Source organism: Neobacillus sp. WH10, assembly GCF_030123405.1.
In the GTDB taxonomy this organism is placed as follows: domain Bacteria; phylum Bacillota; class Bacilli; order Bacillales; family Cytobacillaceae; genus Neobacillus.
In genome coordinates, this window is record NZ_CP126110.1 from 4672527 (window position 1) to 4699173 (window position 26647).

Below are 26647 nucleotides of genomic sequence, written 5' to 3' on the forward strand. Positions count from 1 at the left end.
GCCCTCTTTTTATTTTTATGGGGATAAATATTGTGGAATTGTAGATGAATTTTGAGTGATTTTGTGTGATTTGTGGGAAACTTCGTCAAATTTGTGGATTAATCTAGATGAATGTGGTTATCCACATGGGGATAACATTGGATTTTTTATTTCTCTGATCTGATTTTAGTTTCATTTTATTTAAGATATAGAACATAATAGATCAAAATAAATAATGCCGCTCCGGTCATCCGGAGCGGCATTATCAAACATATTAATGTGCTTCAATTAAACCATAACGGCCATCTTTCCGCTTGTAAACAACATTTGTACGGTTAGTATCTGAGTTAGTGAATACATAGAAGCTATGACCAAGCATGTTCATTTGCAGGATCGCTTCTTCACTGTCCATTGGTTTCAAATCGAAACGCTTTGTGCGAACTAACTCAAGTTCGTCTTCATCCACATCATGCAGTTCTGGGCTTTCAGTGGTTGCAAATGTAATTGGAAATTCGCCTTTTTCACGGAACTTACGGTTAACCTTTGTTTTGTGTTTGCGAATTTGACGTTCAAGTTTATCAGTTATCAAGTCAATCGCCGCATACATATCGACGTTTGTTTCCTCAGCACGTAAAACTAATTGTGGCAGAGGGATGGTTACCTCTACTTTTGAAGTTTTATCTTGATTGAATTTAAGATTCACATTTACATTTGCAACTAGTACTTCTGTAAAATAACGCTCCAATTTAGCAATTTTCTTTTCTACATATTCTCTAATTGCTGGAGTTACCTCAATGTTTTCACCACGTACGTTATATTTCATTAGTGGACTCCTCCTTTTATTAAGGCTATGTAATAACATTTCTATTTTACCCTATGATTATCCTGCTAAATCAGTACAAAAAATTTGTCGATTTTTTGACAAATACATCGGGTAAATAGTGACAATGTTTTACACCTTTTTCGACAACAATAGGTACTATTTACCAAAATCATTGGTAATTAAAGTTTATTTTAATATTAATCAGGACAATTTACCACTAAAATGCTCAACGAATAGGTTAAATTAATGTGAAAACGAAGGAGGATTTAATCATATGGAGCACGAAGAACGTAAATTGCTTGCCTGGCACGAAACATTAAAATTGCATGAGTTGGTTGCCTACCAATCCTCGGGATTAATGAAGCTGAAAATGTCCATCACTAAAGTAACTGATAATGAACTTAAAGACCTTTATAAAAAGGGTATTCACGACCTTGAAGGAAACCTAAAAGAACTGCTTAAATTTTATCCATCAGCACAGGGCTATCAAGCGAGGGAGGAAGAAGATTTACGTGAAGACATGGGCTTTTTCGCTTCAGATCTACTGGGCCTTTCTAAAGGATTAGTCTACAATTTGGCTACATCAATCACCGAAACGGCCACTCCGGCGTTACGAAAAACCTTCACCAATCAGCTGATGGGGGCGATCCATGGCCATGAACGAGTCTATAATTATATGTATAAACATGGCTATTATCCATCCTACGATTTAGGCCATTTGCTCGGTCATGATATTGAAAATGCCCAAAAAGCACTTCGGATGAAGTACTGACCATATTTAAGGGGCGAGGCATTGTCTCCCCCGACTTCACTACCTTGCAAGTGTCAGCGATTGAATGCTCGCTGCCCCCGCCGCTTTTAACAGCTTCGCAGCGTGCCTTAGTGTAGAGCCGGTTGTGTAAATATCATCAATCAAGACGACCTTTTTTCCTTGTATATTTGAATCGGCAGCGACTTTAAATACTTGGGGTAAATGTATGCGGTCTGACCTTGATTTTTTCGATTGCTTTTCTGAGTGAACTCGGGTAAGAATTTCTGAAGGGGAAAAGTCAGATTCATTTAGCAGTGCCACCGCTTGATTAAACCCTCGCTCATATAGCCGTTCTTCACTCAATGGAATAGGTACAAGTAAATCTGCTCTCATTTTTGTGAGTGCTTCTTTTATATCTGACGCAAATACCTTTGCCAACATATAATCACCGCGAAACTTGTATTTCGCGATGACTTCTTTTAAAAATTCATTGTAAAGGAAAAGTGAATGATTTTTCTCAAGTAATCCTTGCCACTCCGGGTCCTCCTCCCATCGGAAGCAATCATTGCACCATTCCCCCTTGCGGAATTTCTCATCTAGTTGGTAAAATGGCCGGCAGCAAATCCTGCAGGTTTCTCCTTCAATTTTCTTTAGATTAGCTTCACACGCAGAGCAAATAAGCTGTTCCTTTTCAATGGAGAAGATCGCTCTCCATCCTATGGTTGGCTGGATTACATTATTACAGATAAGACAATGGTCTTGTTGGAAATGATTCATTTTTTTAGCTCCTTTTCTTTTATTTATCAAGCAGCCCTCTTTTGATCCCCTCACTGTTCATCGAGACAATTTGTCTTCTTGCCTTTATCATCTCGTCAGTTTTTCCATAATGAAAAAATGTCACCACCCCATCTGGATGATCCTTGCTCCTCCCTGCTCTTCCGGCAATTTGGACAAGGGCACTTTCGGTAAAAATGGGATCTTCCGCCCCAATGACGGCGACGTCTATATTTGGAAAGGTTACCCCACGCTCGAGGATGGTCGTGGTTAACAGTAAGGGAATATCTTTTTTTCGCATTTTTTGTACCTTATTTTTCCGCTCTGGGTCTTCGGCATGGACAGCTTGAATAGTTGGATCAAACTGCCGAAGAGTGGGTAGGGCTTTTTCCATCAACGGTATATGCGGGAAAAAGATTAATGTCTGTTTGTTAGTCTTTATTCGATTATGTATCCATCGGATGACATCTTGCGGCAATTTATTTTTTTGAAGCTTTTTTTGCCAATTTCCACACCAAACAAATTCGGGCACTGGCAGCGGGTGGCGGTGGAATCGGGCAGGGATGGTTGTATAGGCTCTTTTTCCCGAGCGGCATTCTCTTTGCCATTTTTCATTAGGGGTTGCCGTCAAATAGATCATCGCTGCTGTTGGCTTCCGAGCATGAACCGCGGCGTGCTGAAGCGATTCCTCCACGGTATATGGAAAGGCATCGACCTCATCCAAAATAATGGTGTCAAATGCTTGGTAAAAACGAAGCAGCTGGTGAGTGGTCGCAATTGTGAGGGGAGCATACAGATGGCGATCTTCGCTGCCGCCGTATAAGGAGGCAACTGTAATAGCAGGAAATGCCGCCTTTAGTCTAGGTGTTAGTTCTAATACGACATCAGTTCTTGGTGTGGCGATACAGATTCTTTTTTTCGAGGTTAATGCCGCCTCAATTCCAGCGAAAAGGACCTCGGTTTTCCCAGCACCGCAAACAGCCCAGACTAAGTGCTCCTGATTTTGCCGGATCGCCTCTACCACATGATTCGAAGCCACTAATTGTCCTTCAGAGAGTGTTCCCTTCCATTCTAATATCTTCGTAGGGTAAACGGTGTCAGGCACCGGCCCATTCCAGCCTAACAGTGGAGTACATGTACTGATTCTTCCCATCATTAGGCAATGGCGGCAATAAAGGCAGATTTCTCCACATCGAGAACATGGAAAGGATGCAAACTGCTGTGGATCCTTGTTGCCGCAGCGGGCACAGTTGGGCTGTTTTCCTTTGTAGACGATACCTTTTCGGTAAGTGACATATCCATTTAGATAATGTGTTTGGATTTCATCAAGGGTGAATGGGATATCATCAAAGAGGAGCTGTTTTCCTGTAAGAAGCTGCTGAATTTCTGGGTTGTAGGAAAAGTCTGGATTGAGCGCCGGCTGAGGGATAGTCGGAATTTTTGTGATGGGGAGAGAGTCGCCTGATGTGTTATTTGGTATTAACACTCCACCCATTATGATAAAACGCATGCTGACACCTTCTTTGTACAAAGATGATATATCCGATTCTTAGTTTTTCCTGAGGTTGGTAATTTCAATCTTAATAGGATTTTTTGAGTGATATCGTTGTTTGGGAGATGGAGGAAGCTTTGAACCTCAAAATTGGTAATCATTGGCTTTATTAAGTAGAAATAGTCACTGAGGGCTTTTATATGGGCTTCTTTTGAGATAGTTTGGCAGATTGGGCAAGTCCATTTACCTCTTTTGTAATTAATCGGGATGTGGTGGCATTTATCATTTGGACAGCAAACTCCACTGCGAATGTCTTTTTCAGTAAGATTGTATTCATTTAAAATGTTAATCGGCTTTGGGCTATGATGACTTAAAAGTAAATCCCCTATTTTGATAATGATGTGGTTATCAACTCTTTCATGGTTATATCGCTGCTCAAGATTTTCAATTTTATTAAAAACATCTCTTCCTTTACAAACTTTGCTAAAATCTAATCTTTCACCGGGATTGGTTTTTAAAATTGTGTTAGTACTTTTAAAAAAAATAAGGTAATCTATCGGCAATACATTGCGGCTATTTTTAGCCGTCCAATTTCGTAAGAGCGATTGCAGACGTTGACATTGAACTCGCGGGTCTTCGAATGCTTCTTCATTACCATTCTCATGGATGCGAATAAGCTGTTTGAATACATTATCAAAAACTAAGGTGCCAGAAATATTTTTTGCTTCTATGATTAGAATATAGTTTTGAGATATGAGGAGAGTATCCATTTGAAAGTGAATACCATTGATTTGTAGTTGGAGATCGTGAAAGATGAGGTATTTTTCTTGTGGCAGTTCTTTCATGTAATTAGCTAATCCCATTTCGCCCCAGTACCCTGCCCTTCTTTTGGCTAGATCTTTTTCAATTTCTAGATATTTAGGATGACCAAGAGTTAGGCGTTCTTTTAAGATTTCTGTTAAAAATAACCTTTGCGGATGGGTTAGTTCTTTCATATTCAATTGGTTCGTCACTCCTTTTTCTTTCCTAAAAAATAAATGCCTTGAAGAGGTTCTGCAATTAAGGAAGAGATTCCTGCTAATTTGTCGGAAATTTTGTAAAGTTTTTATGGCTGGCCAATTTAGTTGAGGGGGGATTCCGCCAACTTAGGACGGATTTCCGCAAATTTGAACAGGAATTCCGCCAAACTGATCGGGATTTCCGCCAAACTTCGATATATTTCCGCCAACCTGTCTTCGGTTTCCGCCAAACCCTTTTTTATTTACCTTTTTAATTTAATTCCAGGATTAGCTTCCACTCTTTTGAAGATCTGGCTTCTTCTCACGATGATTCCGCCAACTCAATCCGGATTTCCGCCAAACCTTTTTTTATTTACCTTTTTAATTTAATTCCAGGACTAGCTTCCACTCTTTTGAAGATCTGGCTTCTTCTCACGATGATTCCGCAATCTCAAGCCGGAATTCCGCCAAACAAATCCGGATTTCCGCCAAACTTCAATATATTTTCCGCCAACATTTTCATTTATTCCGCCAACCTGTCTTTGGTTTCCGCCAAACCTTAAAATTCCCTTCTATATGATTTCCCTTAAATTATTTAACCAATATAAAAACCATTCCAACCCAAAGGCCGGAATGGCAGCATACCTAAATTAATTTATTTTTTCATCCATCCCATTCCCATCGAGCCTTCACCTAGGTGGGTGCCGATGACGGCTCCGAAGTAACCAATCGAGAAATCGACATTCGGATACATGGCGGACAATTCATTCCGCCACACTTCTGCTTCTTCCTCGCGATTGGCGTGAATAATGACAGCTTGGTATGCTTCACCACTCGCTGCGTCTTCGCCGAGCAGGTCGACAATTCGTTTCATTGCTTTCTTCCGGGTGCGGATTTTTTCAAAAGGGACAATGACCTTGTTTTCGAAATGCAGCAGTGGTTTGACTTGCAGGAGGCTGCCGATAAATGCTTGGGCACTTGAGAGACGCCCGCCGCGTTGAAGATGCGACAGGTCATCAACCATAAAATAAGCACGAGCTGTTATTTTCAACTCTTCCAGTCTTTTTATGATTGCCTCAGCTTCCTCGCCACATGAAGCTTTTTCAGCGGCTTCAAGTGCATAGAAGCCTTGAACCATACAGCTGATTTCAGAATCAAAAGGATACACCTTAATGCCTTCTACCATCGTACTTGCGGTGACTGCACCTTGGTAGGTACCGCTGATTCCACTTGAAAGGTGGATACTAATGACTGCGTCGTAGTCTTCTGATAGTTTTTCAAACAATTGGACAAATTGCCCAATCGGCGGCTGAGATGTTGTTGGGAGTTCTTTCGTTTTCACCTCTTCGTAAAACTGGCTCCATGTTATATCAAACTCTTCCCGATAGACTTCTTTTCCGAAAATAACATTCAACGGGATCATATGTATATTCCATTTTTCTCGTAATTCTTCCGGTATGTACGCGGTACTATCCGTGACAATTGCCGTTTTCATAAAGTTTTATACCATCCTTGTCTTTTTAGCAACATTATGTTTCCTTATATTTTATCTGAAACAGCCATAAAATGCATTATTTTGGGATAAAGAATTTCCTCAAGTAAAGAGCCTGGGCTCGTAGAAAAAGCTAGCGCTTTTTATTCGTGCGATGTTCTCCCTAGGTCTTCCATGTGGGGTTAGATAATTCTTAAAGCCCAAAATTGATATTTATTAGGCAAAAAAGAACACGCCATAAGCGTGCTCTACACTAATTTTGAAAAATCATCGCACTTCAACCCAACCGTTTTTAATCGCAACAACGACGGCTTGGGTACGGTCGTTAACGTTCATTTTTTGTAAAATGTTGCTGACGTGGTTTTTGACTGTTTTTTCACTGATAAATAAGGATTCACCGATCCCGCGGTTGCTTTTTCCATCAGCAAGCATTTGCAGTACTTCACATTCACGACGCGTTAATAGGTGCAATGGACGGCGAATTTCAACCGTTTGCACGTAGCCGCCTCCACTGCGGCCCACACCTGCTGCCAGTTTGCGATATTCATTGACCAAATTGTGTGTGACTTTTGGATGTAAGTACGAACCGCCATCAGCGACAACTTGGACTGCTTCAATCAAAGCATCTGCATCCATTTCTTTTAATAGATATCCACTTGCACCTGTTTTTAATGCATGTGTCACATAGTTTTCATCATCATGAATCGATAAAATAATGACTTTTGTGTTCGGGTATTTTTCAATAAGCTCTCGGGTTGCTTCAACCCCATTCATTTGCGGCATATTAATATCCATAATCACAACATCAGGGTGATGCTCCTGCACAAGTCCTAATGCTTCGCTGCCGTCATCGCCTTCAGCCACAACTTGGAACGACTTCTCGAACTCTAGTATTCTTTTAACACCTTCTCTGAATAGTTGGTGATCGTCTATAATGACAATTTTGGTAGTCAATTGCTACGCCCCCTAATCCTTCAAATTTCAATTTTATTGTCAATTGCAAAATTTTCTTTAGTTAATTAATGGAACACTGATTAATACCTCAGTTCCTTTGCCTATTTTTGAATCAAACGTGATTTCCCCATCAAGCAGGTCGACACGCTCTCTCATGCCAATCATGCCAAATGATTCAGGTTTTTGTTGAGTAGTATCAAATCCAATACCGTTGTCCTTAATCAAAACGGTAATCGCGGCATTGGTTATTTCTAACTTTACTTTGATTTCACAAGCATTCGCATGCTTGAGCGCGTTTTGTACTGACTCCTGAATGATACGGAACAATCCGACCTCATACTTAGTCGGAAGCCGGTTCTCTAGGCCAATATTCACAAAACTTATTTTCGACTTGTTATGATATTCTTCGATGGTTTGTAAATATTTTCTGAGGGTAGGGACGAGCCCTAAATCATCTAATGCCATCGGACGCAGGTCATAGATAATCCTCCGGACTTCATAAAGGGCGGAACGAACCATTATTTTATAGTGATGGATTTCGGAAAATGCCTCATCTGGCCCCTTATCCCGGTATACGCGCTCAATTAAATCCGAGCGCATAATGACATTCGCCAGCATTTGTGCCGGTCCATCGTGAATCTCCCTAGATAGCCGCTTCCGCTCTTCTTCCTGTGCTTCAATAATTTTCAAGCCGAAGTCCTGTTTGGCTTTGGCATTTTCTAATACTTCACCTACTTGTTTTAAATCGCTTGTTAAGTAATTCATCACCACTGAAATTTGTGAAATGAGCTGATCAGCACGGTCAATCGTATCATTTAACCCGATTAGTCTTCGTTCGAGATCCTCCCTTTTATCCAATAACTGTTTTTTATATTGCCAGTTGATGGAAAGGTCCATTTGCAGCTGGTGTGCTTTTTCGTAGGCTTCACGGATTTCTTCCTCTTTATATTGCTTAAAATTCATACTGACCTCTGACAGCATTACCCGTGCTTTTTGAACCTGTTCTTCTAGTTTGTCTCCCTCTTCGATTAGCTTTACCATCAATTCCTTGATATTCGAGAGTTCCGTTGTCATGTTCTCATAGTCCAGACGACATTGCTCACCGATTCGGAAAATATCACTTTTACTACATGTTACTGTTTTAATCATTTCTTCTCGAATTTCATCAATTGACTTCATATTAATCTGCTTAATTTTCATTTCATTCCTCCAGGAGGGGCTTGCGTTTCCCTTATTCCTTAAGGCCTTTTCACATATTTTACCTTGAATTGTACTAAATGGCTAATCTGAACAGACATGAGTGGCCTCAAACTTGGATGAAAAGTAGTATAATAGAAGTATTTCATCCTTTTCAACTTTACTTTTTAATTAATATCTAGTTGAACCATGTCTATTATATCATTCGAAGGTTACTACCATATTAAAGGTATATTACATCAATATTTTTTTACAATAGAAAGGAGCTTGTTATGCTTCCTCGATACTATACTGTTAAACAGGCTGGCGAACATGAAATTAACATCCAAAGGTCCCGATTTATTGCTCATATTAACAGAGCTGAAACGGAAAATGAAGCGCAGGAATTTATTCAAGCAATAAAAAAGAAGCATTGGGATGCTACCCACAACTGCTCTGCTTATCACATTGGTGAGCATGATCAAATTCAAAAAGCCAATGATGACGGCGAACCAAGTGGAACTGCTGGCGTCCCCATCCTTGAAGTTTTGAAAAAAAGAAAGCTAAAGGACACGGTTGTCGTCATTACCCGATACTTTGGCGGGATTAAATTGGGTGCCGGTGGCTTAATCCGCGCTTACGGCAAAGCAACATCAGAAAGCTTAGACACAGTTGGCATTGTCGAAAGGAAGCTTACGCAAATTATTCACGTGAAAATGGACTATACCTGGCTTGGGAAAATTGAAAAAGAACTCCGGGCCTCCGAATATAAAATAAAAGAAATTCACTACTTAGATATCGTCGAAGTCGAGATATACGTTGACGAAAGTCATGTCCAACCATTCATGGACTGGATGGTGGAGCTGACAAACGGCCAATGTACGATAGAAAAAGGAGAAACCGCTTATCTAGAAATTGATATTTGTAGGTAAATGGCAGTATATCTTGAGGATGATTATATTCGGTTTTTAAAAAGAAGACAATTGGGAAAAAAATAGAAAGGGGCTCCAGCAGAGTCCCTTCAAATTTATTAGCGGTTTTTAGATGGAGAGAATCTTAAGGTCTGGAGCATGTTTAACAACGGGCGATAGTTTTGCCCCATAAGTCCTATTTTTTCAGCGATTAGCTCAATTACAAGGATGATGATTCCAACTAAGACAATTGCCCCCCCTATTCGTGCTTGGGAAAATATAACTGCAACTAGTCCGAAGAATACTGACATGGCATAAATAATCAAAACAGTTTGACGGTGTGTATAGCCTAATCGCAACATACAGTGATGCAAATGTGATTTATCTGGTGCGGATAAGGGTTGTTTATTTTTGATTCTCCTTATGATTGCGAATATTGTATCAGAAATTGGAACTCCGAGAATAAGGATTGGGATGACAAAAGAAATAAATGTTACATTTTTAAAACCAAGCAGCGATAAGACCGAAATTGAAAATCCTAAGAAAAGTGCCCCGGTATCCCCCATGAAAATACTTGCTGGATGAAAATTGTAAAACAAAAAACCCAGCGTACTTGCCAGCAGGATTAAACCTACTGTAGCTACAAACAAATGCCCTTGAATCAGTGCTAATCCTGAAATGGTGATTAAAGCAATCGAAGATACTCCAGCAGCTAACCCATCAAGTCCATCAATTAAGTTGATGGCATTCGTTATTCCTACAATCCAAAGAATGGTTAAGGGGATACTTAAAAATCCAAATTGTAACTGTCCACCAAATGGAAGGTTTATAAATGCTATTTGCAGGTCGCCCAAAAAAACAACGCTACAGGCAGCAGCCAATTGACCAAGTAGCTTATATTTTACTGGCAGTTCTAAAAGATCATCTAAAACACCCGTGATAACAATAATCACGCAGCCAATCCAAATCGTAAAAGAGTATGTGTTTTCGGGCTTTAATATAAAAATACCGACCATAAAACTTATGAATATCGCTAAGCCTCCAAGTCTTGGCATAATCGACTGGTGGACCTTCCGCTGATTTGGCCGATCAGTTGCACCAATAACAAAGGCTATTTTTTTTATAAGTGGTGTAATAAGAATGGAAACAACAAAACATACTATCAAGGTAAGATAAAGCATCAAACATCCTCCTTGTTAGTCAGTTTGTCCATAAAAGGCAAAATGAAAACAAAGAAGAAATAGTAAAAAAAGGAAATATATAAATAAATTTTTTCTAAAAAAAGAGGCAATTCCCAAAGGAACCACCTCTTTTATAATGACGGATTACTTAATCCAAGCCCCGTCTTTTCCTACTTTATATCCGCTGATTGTAGTGCTGGCAGCCATACTTCCGTCATTGTATAGGAAATACCATTTGCCTCCAGTTTGTATCCAGCCTTTTTGCATTGCACCAGATGGTTTGAAGAAGTACCATTTGTTTTTTACTTTTATCCAACCTGTTTGCAGTGCTCCGGATTCTCCTAAGTAGTACCAAGTTTTGCCTTCTTCTACCCAGCCTGTTTGCATTGCACCAGATGCTCCAAGATAGTACCACTTGTTTTGATAGTGAACCCATCCTGTTTTCATATGGCCATTGATTGGATCTAGATAGTACCACTTATGATCCTTATCTAATACCCAACCTGTTTGCATAACGCTATTTTCGCCAAATAGATACCATTTTCCGTTAATCTTTGCCCAATCATCGGTTTCAGGTAATCCAGTTGAAGGGTTAAAGTAATACCATTTTCCATCGACTTCTTGCCAGCCTTTTACAGCTTGTTTTACTTTAAAACTTGCTGTAGCAGTATTGCCAAATAAATCTGTTGTTGCAATTTTAACAATTGTTCCAACTTTTTGTTTTTTGATTTTTACTGAGAAATCACCTAAATTGTCTGCTTTTCCTTCACCGATGACATCATTTCCAACCTTTACAACCACTTGCGCATAAGGGTCAGTTTTTCCATCTAGAACCTTCGTTGCATTGTTTAAGTACCAAATAGTCGTATCAGCAATTACCTTATCAGCCTTTAAGAATCTATTTTCGTATTTAGCAAGGATTGGTTCTTCAAAGTTCTGAACATAGTTTACAAACGCATCAAGGTCTGTAGGTCCTTGGACTTTATCAGTACCTTTAAGAAGTGCACCATAGCCATCACCGCCGCCAGCCATGAAGTTGTTTACTGTAATGGTGTACTTGCCGTCTGGCTTAATTGGTGTTCCATCTTCTTCGTAAATGTCAAGAATTCTTTCCATATATGGTTTTGAATCATCATATGTGTAGAATAATCCTGAAATTTGCAGCATTTTTGCACGCGTTGGATCTGCCCATTGTTGGTTTAGCAGCTCTCTTAGAACATCACCTGTTACTGTCATTTTAATAAGGTCATTACCAAATGGCTGTACCTTAAATAATTCACCCCAAGTAATGTCACCAGCGTTGATGTCGTTACGAATACCGCCTGGATTCATGAACGCCATTTGTGTTCCCATTTGCCAGCGCATAGAGTCAGCAATAATATTACCTAAAACTTGCTCACCGCTTGCATTCGGAGTTCTTGTTAATTCAACTTCAGTTTCGCCAATTTTTCTGTTAAGGATTGGTTCAACTGTGTCTTTGTATTCTTTAAGCTCTTTTTGAATCTTAGCATCAGGTGTAATTTGAGAATGTAAAGTATCTACAACATCTGCTGTTGTTTTATCCTTTATTACATCTCCAGTAATTGAATCAATCGTTAAATCAATATCAGAGAAGGCAGTACCATATGACCAAGATTGTACGACTGTGATGCCATTTACTACAGCTCTTAAATATTTGTGATCATGTGCGCCATAAATGACGTCAACTTCTGGGTCAACTTTTTTAGTGAATTCAACAACTTCCCCAGTTGCACCAGTTCCATCAGTTTTAGATGATCCTGGATTATGTGCAAGAACGACAATAGATTTAACGCCCTTAGCTTGTAATTCTTTAGTATATTTATTAATCGCAGTTACTTCATCAGTAAATTTAACATTTTTTACTGCAGATTTTATAACGATTTCTGGAGTTACTGTTGTAACAACACCGATAATACCAATCTTAACTCCATCAACTTCTTTAATTACATATGGGTCAAGAATTAGCTTACCAGTATCTTCATACTCAACGTTTGCTGCAACATATGGGAAATCAGCGCCTTCAAATTTGCCATACTTGTCAACTGTTGCTGGGTGTGAGCCACCATTGATTAAGCGAAGCATTTCTTGAACGCCTTCATCAAATTCGTGGTTACCAATTGTACCAGCATCAAAGCCAATCTCGTTTAAGAAGCGAATAGTTGGCTCATCTTGTAATAATGCAGATACCGGAGCACTCGCACCTACAGCGTCACCGGCGTGAAGCATTAATGTATTAGCAGGGTTTGTTGCTTCCCTTTGCTTCAAATAGGCTGCAAGGTATTCAATCCCACCTGAGTAATCGACAACTTTATTGTCTTTGTCTTTAATTTCCCTCCAACTATCAAGCTGACCATGGAAATCGTTGATTCCTAATAATTGAACGTGAACGTTTTGGTCAAGTTCATATGTTTGGTATCCTGGTTTTGTTGAAGAAGCACCAAGGTCTTTCACGTTTGGTGTTTGACCAAGATATGTAGCCGCAGCCGGTGAAGAATTAAATGTTAATACTGCATTACCACCAACAGGAGCAATTTTCCAGTTGTTATCTGCTACTGGATTAACTGTGCCTTGTGTTTTAATATAGTCCATTAACAATTCACGATTTTCATACGGTGAATCGATTACAACTTCGCCGCCCTTAATAGGGAAACCGCCACCGCCGCTTGCACGGTAGTTGTTTGTTGCAACGATGAATTCCTGATCATCTTTAATAGGAGTTCCGTCCATCATCGTAAAGTTAATAATACGGTGAGCATTGTCATTTTCAACTGTTCCTTTTTCCCAGTTGTATCTTCTAGGCTGTGTTACATCAATTTGATATTTAATTCCATCAATAACATCATAGTTGTATGGACGGAAATCGTAATCAAGTAATTCTTGGCTGCCATTATTCGGGTCAATCTTTTTGAATTGTGATGCAGACATTTCCAGCCATTCTCTTACCTGTTTTCCAGTTAATTTAACAGCTTTGAATGTATTGTTAAATAAATACAGATCATTGGCACTCTTAATAGAAAGTTCACCTTTAGGAATATTCGTAAAGTCACCTACACCGCCGCGGCCGCCTTTAAATGGAGCTGCTGCAGAAATAATCGGAAGATCCTTGAGTTCGTTAAGACCATTTACTGGGTTATTAATCCACTTTTTCGCATATTCAATCTGCGCGTTGTTAACGATTTGAACAGATGGATCATCCATTACACGTGAGAAATAGCTGTGCATTGGAATTGTTGTTTCACCTATTTTTCCACGTACATATTCAATCGTACCTTGGTGTTCCTTTTCTACTGCCTTAACGATTTCTTCATCTCGACCAGTTGTAGCATCAACAGGACGGTTTACGGACTTAGAATTAGCCTTATCCACTATCCATTTACCGTTGGTATCTTGTACAAGTGCAAGGTCAAGTACTCCTAGGTTATTTCCCCAATAACCAGCTTCAACTGCCTGCGTGCCGTTGATTTTTCCATTCACATTATCAATGTTTTCATTACCATTGAATGATTTGTCACCAGGGAAATTTAAGTGTGCATGTCCAAAAAGCATCGCGTCGATGCCAGGGACTTTAGTTAAATCAAAAACAGCATTTTCAGCTAACTCTTGACCTTCTGCAACAATGTCACAGCCTGAGTGTGCAATCGCTACGATTACGTCAGCGCCTGCCTGTTTCATTTCAGGGATAAATTTATTTGCTTCTTTTACAATATCCTTCGCAATAACTTTTCCGGTTAGATTATCTTTATCCCACTGCATAATTTGCGGTGGTGCAAAACCAATTACCCCAACCTTAATAACATGCTCTTTCCCAGCATTATCCTTAATCGTTTTGTCAACAATTTTATAAGGAGTGAAATAGTTTTTGTCGTTATCCGGATTTCCGTCTTTATCATCATAATAAATGTTAGCATTTACAATCGGGAACTGTGCTTCTTGCATAACATCATTTAAATAATCTAAACCATAGTTAAATTCATGGTTACCAACGATACCTGCATCATATTTTAAATAGTTCATTGCCTTAAATATTGGATGAGTATCATTTGGACCTAATTTGTGTTCTCCTCTAGCAACATAATCTGCAAGAGGGTTACCTTGAATTAAATCCCCTGCATCAAAAAGCATCGAGTTACTAACTTCTGATCTAGCCTTTTGAATTAAGGTAGCTGTTTTTGCCAGCCCGAAATTAATGTTCTTATCTGTATCCTGGTAATAGTCATATGGCATTACATTGGAATGCAGATCCGTAGTTTCTAAGATACGCAATGTTGCAGTATTGGCAGCAGTACCTTCCGCTTTTGCTGCGCTTGGGAAAATGTTTAACGGAATTGTTGTAAGCGCTAACACTGCAGCCAGAGAACTATTAAGCATTTTTCTCTTTAAGCTTCTATTAATCTTTCTCTTCACACCTTTACCACCCTTCGACAAATTTTTATGTATTGCATGACTATTTTACTAATATTTACTAAAGATTAATAGTCTTTTTTGTAAAATATATAGAATTTTGTCGAAAGGTTAATTATATCATCTCGTTTTCATTAGAATCATAGAGAAAATAGAAACCAGTAGGCATTAAAAGATTGATTTATAGTAATAATCAGAATTTACTTCATTAAAAAGAAAGTGGAATCTGTGACTCCACTCCTCCATATTCTTCAAATGAAAGCTCTATTCAATTATCTTTTAGTAAGCCCCTTCATCCCCTCACTAAATGTCCATTTATTGTTTAATACATAATTAATAACCAACCCGATACCAGTCGAAATAAGTTGGGCTACAGATGTATGACAATTAAAATATTGAACCATTCCATAAAGTAACAATGTATTAATTCCTAAGGTAATTAAATTAACAATAATGAATTTAATGATTAACGAAGAGGCTTTTGCTTTTGCTTTTGCTTTTGCTTGGAATACCCAATTTTTATTCCAAATAAAGCTATTGATCATACCGATTATATAGGCGGTAATATTTGCGGTAAGATAATTCACACTAAAATATAAAAACAGCGAGAAACTCCCTATTGTAATAAGTGTATTTAACATCCCAACGGCACCAAATTTAAGGAATTTTGTCATTCTCGTACCTCTCTACGCATAATCAACTCGAGTAATCTCGTTCGTTATTGAAAAGAGTATCACAAATAATGCCAGAAGGGAAAAAGTTGCTCCTTAGAAAGATATTTTTTTAGAGGTTAGATCTCTTCATAAAAAAAGAAAGCCTGTTAAAAGGCTTTCTCCTCATATTGATTATCGACTTTTAATATTTACAGGTCGTATCCCCTTTATTAACTTCAACAAAGGTTTATAGTCATCACGGATTAATCCTATCTTTTCAACGATAATTTCAATACCAATTAATAGAGTTAAGATCACAATCATGGAGCCCCAAACAGTTGCTTGTGAGAAAATGAATGCTACAAGACCAAATACGGAACTCATTGCATAAATAAGAAGAACGGTTTGTCGATGTGTAAATCCGGCTTTTAATAAGCAATGATGTAAATGTGATTTGTCTGGTGCTGATAATGGCTGCTTATTAACCAATCTTCGAATAATCGCAAAGAATGTATCTGATATTGGCACTCCGAGAATAATAATTGGGATGACGAGCGAAATAAATGTGACGCTTTTATACCCTAATAGTGATAAAACGCCGATCATAAATCCAAGGAATAAGGCTCCCGTATCACCCATAAAAATCTTTGCAGGATGAAAATTGTAGAAAAGAAAACCTACTGTGCTTATGGCAACGATTAATGCCATTACAGTTACATAAACATTTCCCGTTACAACGGACATTCCAGCAATTGAGAACAAGGCAATGGAAGAAACCCCGCCAGCTAACCCATCTAGACCATCAATCAAATTAATGGCATTTGTAATACCGATAATCCAAATCATCGTTAACGGAATGCTTAAATAACCAAAATCAACTTGGCCGCCAAATGGAAGTTTAATAAATTCAACTCTCAAATCGCCGACAATTACGACAACTGCCGCAGCTGCAATTTGACCGAGTAATTTCCATTTTGGCGAAATTTCCTTCACATCGTCCACCATACCCGTTAGAATGATGATAATGGCACCAAATACAATAGGGAGATGATATTCTCCATCCGGTTTAATGATCAGTATTCCAATAATAAAACTTAAAAATATAGCTAAACCGCCTAATCTAGGCATTATTTTCACATGTACTTTTCGATGATTTGGCTTATCTGTCGCTCCTATAAGAAAAGCTAACTTTTTTACTAAAGGGGTGAGGACTATTGCCGCAAAAAAGCAAATAACTAGAGTAATATAAAACATACAGGCCCTCCATAATAACATATCCTACTTCGTATAAGTGGATAATTTCTCTAATTAAAATTTATATCAAAAAATGAATCTTTTTGTCAAATAGCATTCTAAAGCATTATAGCATAGAACTATTTAGAAATAAACATCCTTTTATTCATCCGTCCCTCAGGCAATTTTATTTCTAAAGTTTCAGTTTCCTAGAAATAAAGATTCATATGAAAACCAACCAACTATTAGCTTATCATACCAACACGTAATATGCCACAATAAACCTACTTCCATATGAGGGATAGCAATTTTGGGAAGGAAATTCAAATTCTCTGTCAACATTAATAAGACGTTTCGTTTAATGGAAAGTTTCACTTATTCACATAAATTCTAAAAGATTCGTTATTGTAACCTGGGCACTCCATCCTTATCAAAATGTCCCTGTTTGTTTAAACAGAGGCATTTTGATATCTGCTGCAACTTGATTATGGACGTCTGAAGCGTTTTTTTAATTTTTCAAATGCAACCATAACAATATTATCTTTTGTTATGATCAATATCACAATATATAGAAACATATTCACTGATACTACAACAATAAATATTGGAATGGGTCCTGAAACAACATGTCTTAATCCATAGGTGATTGGAATAAACACTAATGAATACAACAAATATTTCCACTTACTAAAATCAAACAAGTAATAATTCACTTTTAAAAAACGGCGAATATAGCCATATTCTATTAAAATAAAGAGTAAATTAGCTATTGCTGTTGTCAAAATGGCATTTCTCGGTGTAAACATATTGAATTTTATCAAAACGATTTTTAACAATAAATTAATAAAACCACAAAGGAAAGATAATCGAACGAGAATATGCTCTTTCTTTTTCACATACATAATCTGATTCGCTAGGATGGAATCAATCCCAAGAATCACCATATAAAAAGCAAATACATTTAAAACTGGTGCAGCTTCAATATAACTATTCCCTGCATAAATAAGCAGACCAATATCTGCAATAAGATACAATCCAACTGCAGCAGGAAAGAGGAAGGCAAAATACACCTTGGAAATATTATTCAGGAGGGTATTATACGATTGTTCATCATCCGATCCCAACATATATGAGAGTCTAGGTATCGTTACCTGAATCACGCTTAATAAAAGAGTGCTTATTATCCCCATAATCTGTTGGGGTATAACATAGAATGATACGGCTTTCGGATTTTTGAACTCTAACAGCATGATCCGGTCCAGCAAAGTATATAACACATTCGCATTTGCAAAAATGACAACAAGGAACATGGGCTTCAAGTGTGGCTTAATCTTGATATTCCTAAAATCAAACTTTATCTTCCGTTTAATATAGACAAAGCTGATGATATTATTTAGGAAAGCTGTCACCACCAAGAGTATTGCATATTCTTTATAGTCATCTGCAGTATGAATAAAAACAAAAATTAAGATGACGTAAATACTTCTTACGATAATCGTTTTAATCGTAATAAAGTCGTAGTTTTCCATCGCTTCATTTACCCATTCAACGAGGAAAATATTGACGATTAAATTTAAGCCAAAAATCATTAGGAGTGGAAAAATGATTTCTCCTTCATACTTAAAATAACTAAAGCCTAAATAGATTAGGATGGTGATGACTCCTGTAACCGTACTAATCGTAAATAGACTAGTAAACAGCTGACTAACCTTTTGTTTATCATCCTTTATCCTGCTCATCTCGCGAAGACCGTATTGGTATACACCAAAGCTTGCGAAGATGAGAAAATAGCTATAAATGGATTCTGTCCCTTGGACCAGACCGAGAGATTTCGGCCCTAATGCCCTATTTACATACGTCCCAACTAAGAGTGGCAAAACTAAATTAAAGATATTTAACAATACCTTATAAAAAATATTTTTATACAATGATTTTTGCATACCATAACCCTTCTGGCTTCTGATAGGATCTTAAATTTTAAACAAGACCGCCCTTGTATTATCACGATAAGGTAAAATATCTCTGTCTTTCCTATTATTCCATTCCCATTTCTCATTTTTGACCAAATATGTCGAACCATAATAATTCTGTAAATATTGATGGTAATTTTCAGGAACAGGGAATTGCTCACCTAATAACTCCATCAAGGTTAACCCGGTAAATGGTGCTGTAACTCTTTCCACTTTTAATCTTGTTACAATGGTAGAATCATCACGGTTTTCATAAACCCGATCTTCTCCCTCCTCAGATGAATAACAAATAATCTTTTCTTTGTCTTCACCAGGATAATAATAAAACACATCTAGATTCACACCATTATAAATATAAGTTTCCTCAACTATTTTACCGTCCATCCAAAATTCACGAGATTTAATAAATCCTCGTTTTTTCATCGATTTTTCTAATTTCTTAGCATCCTCATTTCCGGTAAAGAAGGTTCCTACATCTATATCTGCATCATGTCCAATGAATCCTCTTTCACGGATTGCACCAAGCAAGGTTCCCCAATCAAGCCAAAAATCACGTTTTATTTCTTGAAATGACTCCTTTGTTAACTGTAAGCTCTCAAGACCGTATTTATGAACAGATTCTCGTTTTGCGGTTTCTATTTTATTTCGATAATGTTGATTTACTTTTACTAGTATTGGATTCGTGCGTAAAACCTTATATATATTTTGGTTTCTAAAGAATGATTTTACTTTTTCAAATGTAGTACTCATTTCTTACCCCCTATTTGAAAAAGAACAGATATAAATATCTGTCCTTATCTTTTTGATTCCTCTAAATAAGCGGCTAAGCCTTCTTTCCAGTCTCTAAGCGGAGTTAGACCCTGCTCCACAATTTTTTTCTTACTTAAAACAGAATATTTTGGTCTTGCAGCAGGCCGTGGGAATTGATCGGTTGTTAATGGATTAACCACCACATTTAAGCTCGCTTGTTTAAAGATTTCTACGGCAAATTCATACCATGAACAAATGCCACTATTGGTCGCATGATAAATACCATATTTTTCTGTCTCCATTAATTCAATCATAAACTTAGCTAAGTCAACAGTATAGGTTGGTGAACCCACTTGGTCATGAACAACACCAACTTCTCCTCTCTCCTCACCTAGTCGGATCATGGTTTTAACAAAATTATTTCCATATACACCAAATACCCATGCAGTCCGCACAATAAAGAATTCTTCTAAATTCTGTTGCAGTAATTGTTCACCAGAAAGCTTTGTTCTTCCATAGGCGCCTAATGGTTTTGTAGGCTCATTCACTTCGTATGGTTCAGAAGCAGTTCCATCAAATACATAGTCTGTACTAATATATAACATTTTGGCTCCTACTTGCTTAGCCGCTCTTGCTAAGTTTTCAGTACCACCCGTATTGATTTGATAGGCAAGTTCTTCATTTTCTTCCGCTGCATCTACATTTGTGTAGGCAGCACAATGGAGAATGACATCGGGTTTCACTTCATGAATATACTCCTGAACATTTGCTTCATTTGTTATATCTAATTGATGACGATCGGTGCCAAATGCTTGATACTTTCTCCTAGATAGTTCTTTCATGACATCTTGACCTAATTGACCGGCCGCACCTGTTACAACTACCCTCATTCCACTACCCCTAATCTGTCACCATATTGGGATTTTACATATTCTTGATACTCACCGGAAATGATATTTTTCCACCACTCTTCGTTATTTAAATACCAATTGATTGTCTGTTCAATTCCTGTATCAAAATTATATTTTGGAGACCAGCCTAGCTCTGTACGCAATTTTGTTGCATCAATGGCATAGCGGCGATCATGTCCTGGACGGTCCTTGACAAACTTCATTAATGATTCAGGCTTTCCGAGCTGTTTTAAGATGGTTTTAACGATATCAATATTCGTCCGTTCATTATTTCCACCAACATTGTATACCTCACCATCACGTCCATTGTGAAGAACAAGATCAATTGCTTGGCAATGATCCTCCACATGGAGCCAGTCACGGATGTTTAAGCCATCACCGTAAATTGGGAGCTCTTTATCATGTAAAGCATTGATGATCATTAATGGAATTAGTTTCTCAGGGAAATGAAATGGTCCATAGTTATTAGAACAGCGTGTAATGTTAACTGGCAAACCAAATGTCTCGTGGTAGGCACGAACCAACAGGTCAGCACCAGCCTTACTTGCACTATAAGGACTGTTCGCTGCTAATGGTGTTTCTTCTGTAAAATAACCTGTTTCGCCTAACGTACCATATACTTCATCAGTTGATACTTGGAGGTATTTAGCGACGCCAAATGTTTTCGCTGCATCTAATAATGCAAGGGTTCCCTGGATATTGGTCTGAACAAAAATCCCTGGGTCTGTGATACTGCGGTCAACATGTGATTCGGCAGCAAAGTTTAATACATAATCAAACTTTTCAGTTTGAAAAAGTCCATTAATAAATTCGCGATCAGCAATATCACCACGGACAAACGTATAATTTGGTGCCTTTTCAATATCCTTTAAATTCTCAAGATTCCCTGCATAAGTCAATAAGTCAAGATTAACAATTTGATAATTGGGATATTTATTTACCATATAGCGGACAAAATTACTGCCGATAAAACCAGCTCCGCCTGTAACTAATAACTTCATATTTGCCTCCTATTTCTCGAACACAAAATTAAGATTTGTAGCTTCACATAATCGTGGATGCTTCGTATCTTTCTCTGACAGGACAGGATTTGCTGCCGGCCAATCTATTCCTAGATCAGGGTCATTCCAAAGAATCCCTCCATCATGCTCTGGTGAATAATATTCATCAACTTTATATGCAACAGTGGTGTCAGGCACTAATGTACAAAAGCCGTGAGCAAAGCCCTTTGGTATTAACAGTTGGCGTTTATTGTGTTCACTTAAAATAACACCGACCCATTGTCCATAAGTTTGTGAGCCTTTACGAATATCAACAGCAACATCATAAATCGCACCTGTTACACAGCGGACAAGCTTTGTCTGTGCCTTAGGATTTAGCTGGAAATGTAACCCTCGGAGTGTTCCAACGGGTGCTGATAATGATTGGTTGTCTTGAATAAAGTCATAATGAAGACCCAATTGCTCAAATAATTCTTTATTATAACTTTCCATAAAATAACCGCGGTGATCACCAAAAACCTTTGGTTCTAATATTTTTACACCTAATAATTTCGTCTCAATGATCTTCATTCTAATTTACCTCACTTTAGAATTACTTTCCTTGGTTTCCGATTCTTAATAAATATTGGCCGTATTGGTTTTTCTTTAACGGCTCGGCAAGCTCAATAAGTTTCTCTTTCGTAATATACCCCATTTTATACGCAATCTCTTCAATACAAGCGATTTTTAATGATTGCCTTTTTTCCACTGTTTCGATGAATTGGGACGCTTCTAATAAAGATGCATGTGTGCCTGTATCTAGCCAGGCATAGCCGCGGCCTAGCAGTTCTACATTTAGCTCGCCCATTTCAAGATATGATTTATTGATGTCCGTGATTTCTAGCTCACCCCGTGCGGATGGTTTAATATTCTTCGCAATATTAACGACACGATTATCATAAAAATAAAGACCTGTTACCGCATAATTTGATTTCGGAACCTCTGGTTTTTCTTCAATTGATACGGCTTTTCCATTTTCATCAAATTCGACCACACCAAACCGTTCTGGATCGTTGACATAGTACCCAAAAACAGTTGCTCCTGATTCTCGGGAAGCTGCTTTATTTAATAGTTCTGTTAAACCGTGACCATAGAAAATATTATCCCCTAAAACTAGCGCAACACTGTCGTCACCAATAAATTCTTCACCTAAAATAAATGCCTGTGCCAGCCCGTCTGGATGGTGTTGAATTTTATATGTAAAGTTCATTCCTAAATCTGATCCGTCGCCTAAGCTTTGTTCGAAGCGTTCTGTATCCTCAGGTGTAGAAATAATCAAAATGTCCTTAATTCCAGCTAACATTAATACTGAAAGTGGATAATAAATCATTGGTTTATCATATACCGGCAATAATTGTTTCGAAACGACCTTTGTTAACGGATATAGTCTCGTTCCACTACCGCCTGCAAGAATAATTCCTTTCATGATGCCAACTCCTCCTATTAAAAATTTATCTACAAATTCTTCCCCATTATAAAGAAGATTCGACTAAAAAGACAAACATTCGATAAAAAATGTAACACAAAATTAACGTATCTACCTAAAAAAGCTAAATTATTAACTTTTATTTCCTGCCTATGGCAAGAAAACACCACATCACATATAGAAGTTTTTTTAAGTATGACCAAAAACTCCTATATTTATGTTAAGATCATTCCGATTCTACCCTTGTTACATTCACTATTGTTCAAAAGACAAAGAATATCTCCATTTAAAAAGTTATCGCTTATTCCAACCTACTTTGATAATAGCCTTTTTAGCGTATGAAGTGCTATTTTCTTATTTTTCACAGTAAGAACTTGTTTTAAAAAGCGTTTAAACAATTGAGTTCGATATGATGGAAATAAGTCTTTTTTATAGTTTTGATAGAATTTCCCTTCTGAATCCAAGATACTTTGGTAGCGCTGGAGCGATATTCGAGAATAATCCATTACAGATAACTCATGCTCCAATTCCACATCAAGTAGCCAAACTTTACGGCCTTCTTCATATATTTTAAAGAATAGCCAATGGTCCAAATAGTCCAATGAGAATTCTTCATTAAAACCGTTTACTTTGTTAAGGAAAGCCATTGAAATTAACGACCCAGAGTTAATTGCCATAACCGGTACTTCTTGAATACCCGGAGTTGGAGGCTTTTCCTGCAATGGACGGAGAGTATGGCTATATATTGGTGAGATCATCGTATTCTCACAACTTATTTTAGGAACAACAGCTGCAATATCTTGAGAAAATTCTGGTAAATTCACTACCTCATTGATGTAGGCAAAGGTTACCTCTGTATCATGGTCAAACAACAATAACCACTGACTACCATTCTCTTTTGCACGGGCCCAGGCATGATTATAGGCAGACACAATTCCTAAGTTACGCGGATCATGAATGTAAGATATAGTCATTCCCTCATAATCAAGTGGATGAAACTCTTGGGATTTCGGGCTATTATCATAAAGAATCAGTTCAATTTCTTTTACATGTTCTTTTTGAAGAAACAAGGTTTGCTTTAAAGTTTGGAACGTTTTGCTTTCTTCTGGCTTTTGCTTGTAAAAGACAACCACCATTGTTATTTTCATTTGAATTCCCCATTTAACCTTAATTCTCTCTTCTGTTGCGATACTATAAGTAAGACTAAGAAGAAACTAATGCCAATCGGATTATTAATAAATGGATTTATATTTGTTAATAACAAGATTCCCATAAAAACCGCCATTAATGAAATATCTAAGGTCGTAATCTTTTTACCTTGTCTAAAGGATAAATAATAATTAACATACACCATTAGAAACAAGAAGCACCAAATCGCTAAACCAATTAATCCTTGTTCTAGTAAAATATCGAGAAAGCTCATTTCCAAGCCATCGGTTCTTCCAGCAACTTCCGACCCATAACCAAGTCCAAAGATTAGATTCATTGGATGAACTAAGATTTCCTTAGAAGCTACGAGAAACTCCATCCGGGCATTGACACTAACATCATTGACTTCTGGTTGTTTTTCTTTTGGAGACACATGGCCCTTGTCATGTTTGCTCACTTGATGTTCTTCCGTCGATGGAACTTCAAATCGTTCCAGTGTCATATTTTTATACAAAAATGGAACGGCTGCCAGGACAAGAATGGTGATTGCAAACTTTTTAATGAATTTTTGCGATTGCAGCAATTTTTTCATTTTGCTTTGCAGCCCTTTGATCGGATCAACAATAACCTTAATATCGATAATAATAATCATCAATAGACTCAGCATAAATGCAAGTAAAAATCCTCTCGTTTCCGACCATATAATAGAAACTGAAGCAAAGATAGTCAGCATCACATCGAATTTGCGGAAGTTTTTATTTAAAATATCATTTAATGAGAGGATAAGTCCAATTAAAACAAAGAAATGGCTTTTATAAAAAACACTATTGCTTGGGCGGAAATACAAATCATCATTCATAATAGTGTTCATAAATCTATAAAAAGGGTTAAAATTATCAACAAAAACAGTTTTTCCTAAAAGAGCAACAATAATAGTAAATAGTGCTACAACAAATGCACTATACTTCAATAGTGTAATAATTCGGTTCAAGGTAAAACGCTCATTCGAAATATAATACGCTAGAGGAAAATAAACAACAAAAAACGACACTCTAAAAAAGTCCATCACTATTATAGAAAGTGGATGACCATTGACAAATCCAATAGCAGCACTTACAACAAACCAAATTAACAGTGCGTAAATACCAATTGTCACTGGATTTACTCGGATAAAAGTATTGATATTTTTATCGAATACAGCCTTTTCTTTCACAATACGAACAATAAACGTTAAAAATAAAAGTAAGAAAAGAACCTGGCGAATGGATAGGACACCAAAATCAATTAGCCTTCCCCCACCACCAACGAATAACTCAACGAAGAAAATCGTCAGCAATATTTTTTCAAACCTATTCATAAAAAACCCCTCATATAAAGAAATAAAATTGGATCGCTTTGTTTAGTGTGCAAGTTAAGTGACTTTCTCTCAAAAATCTACTTACATATTTTTTGAAGTGCCACCCATTGAATGTTTCGAAAATAATGCCTTAAATGAAACATTTTTATATTTCAATGCTCTTTTCTCTACCAAGTGCCAAGAAACTATCGCAAAGAGTAACGTAACCGGAAAGGAATATAAGAAGTTTTTCAATGGTGATAACTGGTTATGAAAAATATAGACCATTATTTGCTGAAAAGGAAAAGCATAAATATAAATCCCATATGAAAAATCACCGTATTTCCCGAAGTTTTCTAGTTTTAACCTTGTATCAAAAGCGATATAAAAAATAAGATATGTTCCAAATATAGAAAGTGCATAATCAAAGAAACCAAATTTAGCGGTAAGAATTACGATAACCAAAGAAAGAATTGCAAACCAGCCATTCAGTTTAATCTGTTTTCTGTATAGATAAAAAACCATTCCCGCACTAAAATAGCGGAATAAATCCGAATAGAAGCCCCCTATACCCATAAAATAAACAATCGAACTAAGAATAAAACAAGCTAATACAAATCTCCTATCCAGGAGTCTCGTTACTCCAAGAATGGCAACAACGATATAAAAGAAAAATTCATACCATAACGTCCATAAAGAACCATTTACTGCTGTAGGCCAGACATTCGTTTGAAATACACCTGGAAGGTCATACTGAATCAAATACAATGTAATTGTACTCATATATTCATAGGTATCACGGTTCTTAAAGTAATCCATTAAACTTAACTCAGTGAAAATAGGTCCAAGTATAAAAACCGATAAGAGGACACAAAAGATAAGACCAGGGAAAATTCTTAGACTTCTGGCTTTAAAATATTTTACCGGGTCGTTAGACCTGACAAAACTTTGCGTAATCAAAAATCCGCTAATAACAAAAAATATGCTGACAGCAAGTTCCCCGAAGGTCATTTCTCCATTCGTAAAAATAGCAAATGGTTCAGAACCATTATTACCGTAAGTTAATGGATAGGCGTGTGAAAAAATAACCAAGGTTGCTGCAAAAAATCGGATAATATCCAAATTGTTTTTTCGAGCATTTATGCATTCATCTATATTTCTCCCTTTTAAGAACACTCAGTATCCCCCTTTATTGTTGACCCAGGGTTTATTGAACATGCACAATC

General features: G+C 37.3%; 22 protein-coding genes. 2 read left to right on the forward strand and 20 right to left on the reverse strand.

From position 1 onward, the window contains the following. Positions 1-253 precede the first annotated feature (253 nt). The gene (gene hpf / locus QNH20_RS22890) at positions 254-802 is read right to left on the reverse strand and encodes a ribosome hibernation-promoting factor, HPF/YfiA family (protein WP_283920235.1); all 549 of its coding nucleotides are present in this window, start codon (positions 800-802) and stop codon (positions 254-256) included. 274 nt (positions 803-1076) lie between these two features. Between hpf and QNH20_RS22895 the strand changes: the two genes are divergently transcribed. Further along, positions 1077-1574: a spore coat protein gene (locus QNH20_RS22895; protein WP_283920236.1), complete on the forward strand. Its 498-nt coding sequence runs from the start codon at positions 1077-1079 to the stop codon at positions 1572-1574. Positions 1575-1613: 39 nt separating this feature from the next. Here the strand turns inward: QNH20_RS22895 and QNH20_RS22900 are convergent, their stop codons facing one another. The 6 genes from QNH20_RS22900 to QNH20_RS22925 form a co-directional block, all read right to left on the reverse strand. Then, positions 1614-2330, reverse strand: a complete 717-nt coding sequence (locus QNH20_RS22900; protein WP_283920237.1) for a ComFC family protein — start codon at positions 2328-2330, stop codon at positions 1614-1616. 19 nt (positions 2331-2349) lie between these two features. Continuing rightward, entirely contained in the window at positions 2350-3837 is a 1488-nt protein-coding gene (locus tag QNH20_RS22905) for an ATP-dependent helicase ComFA (RefSeq protein ID WP_283920238.1), read from the reverse strand. Then, the gene (locus QNH20_RS22910) at positions 3822-4814 is read right to left on the reverse strand and encodes a nuclease-related domain-containing protein (protein WP_283923484.1); all 993 of its coding nucleotides are present in this window, start codon (positions 4812-4814) and stop codon (positions 3822-3824) included. Before QNH20_RS22910 ends, QNH20_RS22905 begins: the two co-directional genes overlap by 16 nt. A gap of 658 nt (positions 4815-5472) precedes the next feature. Further along, positions 5473-6312, reverse strand: coding sequence for a DegV family protein (locus tag QNH20_RS22915; protein ID WP_283920239.1), 840 nt, complete (start codon positions 6310-6312; stop codon positions 5473-5475). A 264-nt stretch (positions 6313-6576) separates the two neighbouring features. Further along, positions 6577-7263 carry a response regulator gene (locus QNH20_RS22920; RefSeq protein WP_283920240.1) on the reverse strand — a complete coding sequence of 229 codons (687 nt, stop codon included), beginning with the start codon at positions 7261-7263 and terminating at the stop codon, positions 6577-6579. Between the two features lie 57 nt (positions 7264-7320). After that, entirely contained in the window at positions 7321-8463 is a 1143-nt protein-coding gene (locus QNH20_RS22925; protein ID WP_283920241.1) for a sensor histidine kinase, read from the reverse strand. A 269-nt stretch (positions 8464-8732) separates the two neighbouring features. On the opposite strand from QNH20_RS22925, the gene QNH20_RS22930 reads away from it, so the two are divergent. Then, the gene (locus QNH20_RS22930; protein ID WP_283920242.1) at positions 8733-9371 is read left to right on the forward strand and encodes a YigZ family protein; all 639 of its coding nucleotides are present in this window, start codon (positions 8733-8735) and stop codon (positions 9369-9371) included. Positions 9372-9469: 98 nt separating this feature from the next. Here QNH20_RS22930 and QNH20_RS22935 read toward each other — a convergent pair whose 3' ends face one another. From QNH20_RS22935 to QNH20_RS22995, 13 genes are all read right to left on the reverse strand, one after another. Beyond that, positions 9470-10531 carry a glycosyltransferase family 4 protein gene (locus tag QNH20_RS22935; protein ID WP_283920243.1) on the reverse strand — a complete coding sequence of 354 codons (1062 nt, stop codon included), beginning with the start codon at positions 10529-10531 and terminating at the stop codon, positions 9470-9472. 144 nt (positions 10532-10675) lie between these two features. Then, complete coding sequence (locus tag QNH20_RS22940) at positions 10676-14956, reverse strand: bifunctional 2',3'-cyclic-nucleotide 2'-phosphodiesterase/3'-nucleotidase (protein ID WP_283920244.1); 4281 nt, start codon at positions 14954-14956, stop codon at positions 10676-10678. A 269-nt stretch (positions 14957-15225) separates the two neighbouring features. Next, complete coding sequence (locus tag QNH20_RS22945; RefSeq protein ID WP_283920245.1) at positions 15226-15627, reverse strand: GtrA family protein; 402 nt, start codon at positions 15625-15627, stop codon at positions 15226-15228. Between the two features lie 171 nt (positions 15628-15798). Then, a complete protein-coding gene (locus QNH20_RS22950) occupies positions 15799-16860 on the reverse strand; it encodes a glycosyltransferase family 4 protein (protein ID WP_283920246.1) in 1062 nt (353 codons plus the stop codon). A gap of 464 nt (positions 16861-17324) precedes the next feature. Further along, positions 17325-18779, reverse strand: a complete 1455-nt coding sequence (locus QNH20_RS22955; RefSeq protein ID WP_283920247.1) for an oligosaccharide flippase family protein — start codon at positions 18777-18779, stop codon at positions 17325-17327. 30 nt (positions 18780-18809) lie between these two features. Further along, positions 18810-19559 carry a LicD family protein gene (locus QNH20_RS22960; RefSeq protein ID WP_283920248.1) on the reverse strand — a complete coding sequence of 250 codons (750 nt, stop codon included), beginning with the start codon at positions 19557-19559 and terminating at the stop codon, positions 18810-18812. A gap of 44 nt (positions 19560-19603) precedes the next feature. Next, positions 19604-20449 carry a dTDP-4-dehydrorhamnose reductase gene (gene rfbD / locus QNH20_RS22965; RefSeq protein WP_283920249.1) on the reverse strand — a complete coding sequence of 282 codons (846 nt, stop codon included), beginning with the start codon at positions 20447-20449 and terminating at the stop codon, positions 19604-19606. Then, a complete protein-coding gene (gene rfbB / locus QNH20_RS22970) occupies positions 20446-21471 on the reverse strand; it encodes a dTDP-glucose 4,6-dehydratase (protein ID WP_283920250.1) in 1026 nt (341 codons plus the stop codon). The genes rfbD and rfbB overlap by 4 nt, the downstream gene beginning before the upstream one ends. Positions 21472-21480: 9 nt before the next feature. Then, the gene (gene rfbC / locus QNH20_RS22975) at positions 21481-22041 is read right to left on the reverse strand and encodes a dTDP-4-dehydrorhamnose 3,5-epimerase (RefSeq protein WP_283920251.1); all 561 of its coding nucleotides are present in this window, start codon (positions 22039-22041) and stop codon (positions 21481-21483) included. Positions 22042-22063: 22 nt separating this feature from the next. Then, positions 22064-22936: a glucose-1-phosphate thymidylyltransferase RfbA gene (rfbA, locus tag QNH20_RS22980; protein WP_283920252.1), complete on the reverse strand. Its 873-nt coding sequence runs from the start codon at positions 22934-22936 to the stop codon at positions 22064-22066. A gap of 311 nt (positions 22937-23247) precedes the next feature. Beyond that, positions 23248-24084, reverse strand: coding sequence for a glycosyltransferase (locus QNH20_RS22985; protein ID WP_283920253.1), 837 nt, complete (start codon positions 24082-24084; stop codon positions 23248-23250). Further along, on the reverse strand, positions 24081-25442 hold the full coding sequence (locus tag QNH20_RS22990) for an O-antigen ligase family protein (protein WP_283920254.1): 1362 nt from the start codon (positions 25440-25442) through the stop codon (positions 24081-24083). Before QNH20_RS22990 ends, QNH20_RS22985 begins: the two co-directional genes overlap by 4 nt. Before the next feature lie 81 nt (positions 25443-25523). Next, a complete protein-coding gene (locus QNH20_RS22995; protein WP_283920255.1) occupies positions 25524-26597 on the reverse strand; it encodes an acyltransferase family protein in 1074 nt (357 codons plus the stop codon). Positions 26598-26647 lie beyond the last annotated feature (50 nt).

Coding starts and splice junctions, on each gene's coding strand:
- rfbD (WP_283920249.1), bottom strand. CDS start 20,449: ATGAGGGTAGTTGTAACAGGTGCGGCCGGTCAATTAGGTCAAGATGTC.
- hpf (WP_283920235.1), bottom strand. CDS start 802: ATGAAATATAACGTACGTGGTGAAAACATTGAGGTAACTCCAGCAATT.
- QNH20_RS22905 (WP_283920238.1), bottom strand. CDS start 3,837: ATGCGTTTTATCATAATGGGTGGAGTGTTAATACCAAATAACACATCA.
- QNH20_RS22945 (WP_283920245.1), bottom strand. CDS start 15,627: ATGACAAAATTCCTTAAATTTGGTGCCGTTGGGATGTTAAATACACTT.
- rfbA (WP_283920252.1), bottom strand. CDS start 22,936: ATGAAAGGAATTATTCTTGCAGGCGGTAGTGGAACGAGACTATATCCG.
- QNH20_RS22955 (WP_283920247.1), bottom strand. CDS start 18,779: ATGCAAAAATCATTGTATAAAAATATTTTTTATAAGGTATTGTTAAAT.
- QNH20_RS22985 (WP_283920253.1), bottom strand. CDS start 24,084: ATGAAAATAACAATGGTGGTTGTCTTTTACAAGCAAAAGCCAGAAGAA.
- QNH20_RS22990 (WP_283920254.1), bottom strand. CDS start 25,442: ATGAATAGGTTTGAAAAAATATTGCTGACGATTTTCTTCGTTGAGTTA.
- QNH20_RS22915 (WP_283920239.1), bottom strand. CDS start 6,312: ATGAAAACGGCAATTGTCACGGATAGTACCGCGTACATACCGGAAGAA.
- QNH20_RS22925 (WP_283920241.1), bottom strand. CDS start 8,463: ATGAAAATTAAGCAGATTAATATGAAGTCAATTGATGAAATTCGAGAA.
- rfbB (WP_283920250.1), bottom strand. CDS start 21,471: ATGAAGTTATTAGTTACAGGCGGAGCTGGTTTTATCGGCAGTAATTTT.
- QNH20_RS22895 (WP_283920236.1), top strand. CDS start 1,077: ATGGAGCACGAAGAACGTAAATTGCTTGCCTGGCACGAAACATTAAAA.
- QNH20_RS22935 (WP_283920243.1), bottom strand. CDS start 10,531: ATGCTTTATCTTACCTTGATAGTATGTTTTGTTGTTTCCATTCTTATT.
- QNH20_RS22950 (WP_283920246.1), bottom strand. CDS start 16,860: ATGTTTTATATTACTCTAGTTATTTGCTTTTTTGCGGCAATAGTCCTC.
- QNH20_RS22960 (WP_283920248.1), bottom strand. CDS start 19,559: ATGAGTACTACATTTGAAAAAGTAAAATCATTCTTTAGAAACCAAAAT.
- QNH20_RS22900 (WP_283920237.1), bottom strand. CDS start 2,330: ATGAATCATTTCCAACAAGACCATTGTCTTATCTGTAATAATGTAATC.
- rfbC (WP_283920251.1), bottom strand. CDS start 22,041: ATGAAGATCATTGAGACGAAATTATTAGGTGTAAAAATATTAGAACCA.
- QNH20_RS22930 (WP_283920242.1), top strand. CDS start 8,733: ATGCTTCCTCGATACTATACTGTTAAACAGGCTGGCGAACATGAAATT.
- QNH20_RS22910 (WP_283923484.1), bottom strand. CDS start 4,814: ATGAAAGAACTAACCCATCCGCAAAGGTTATTTTTAACAGAAATCTTA.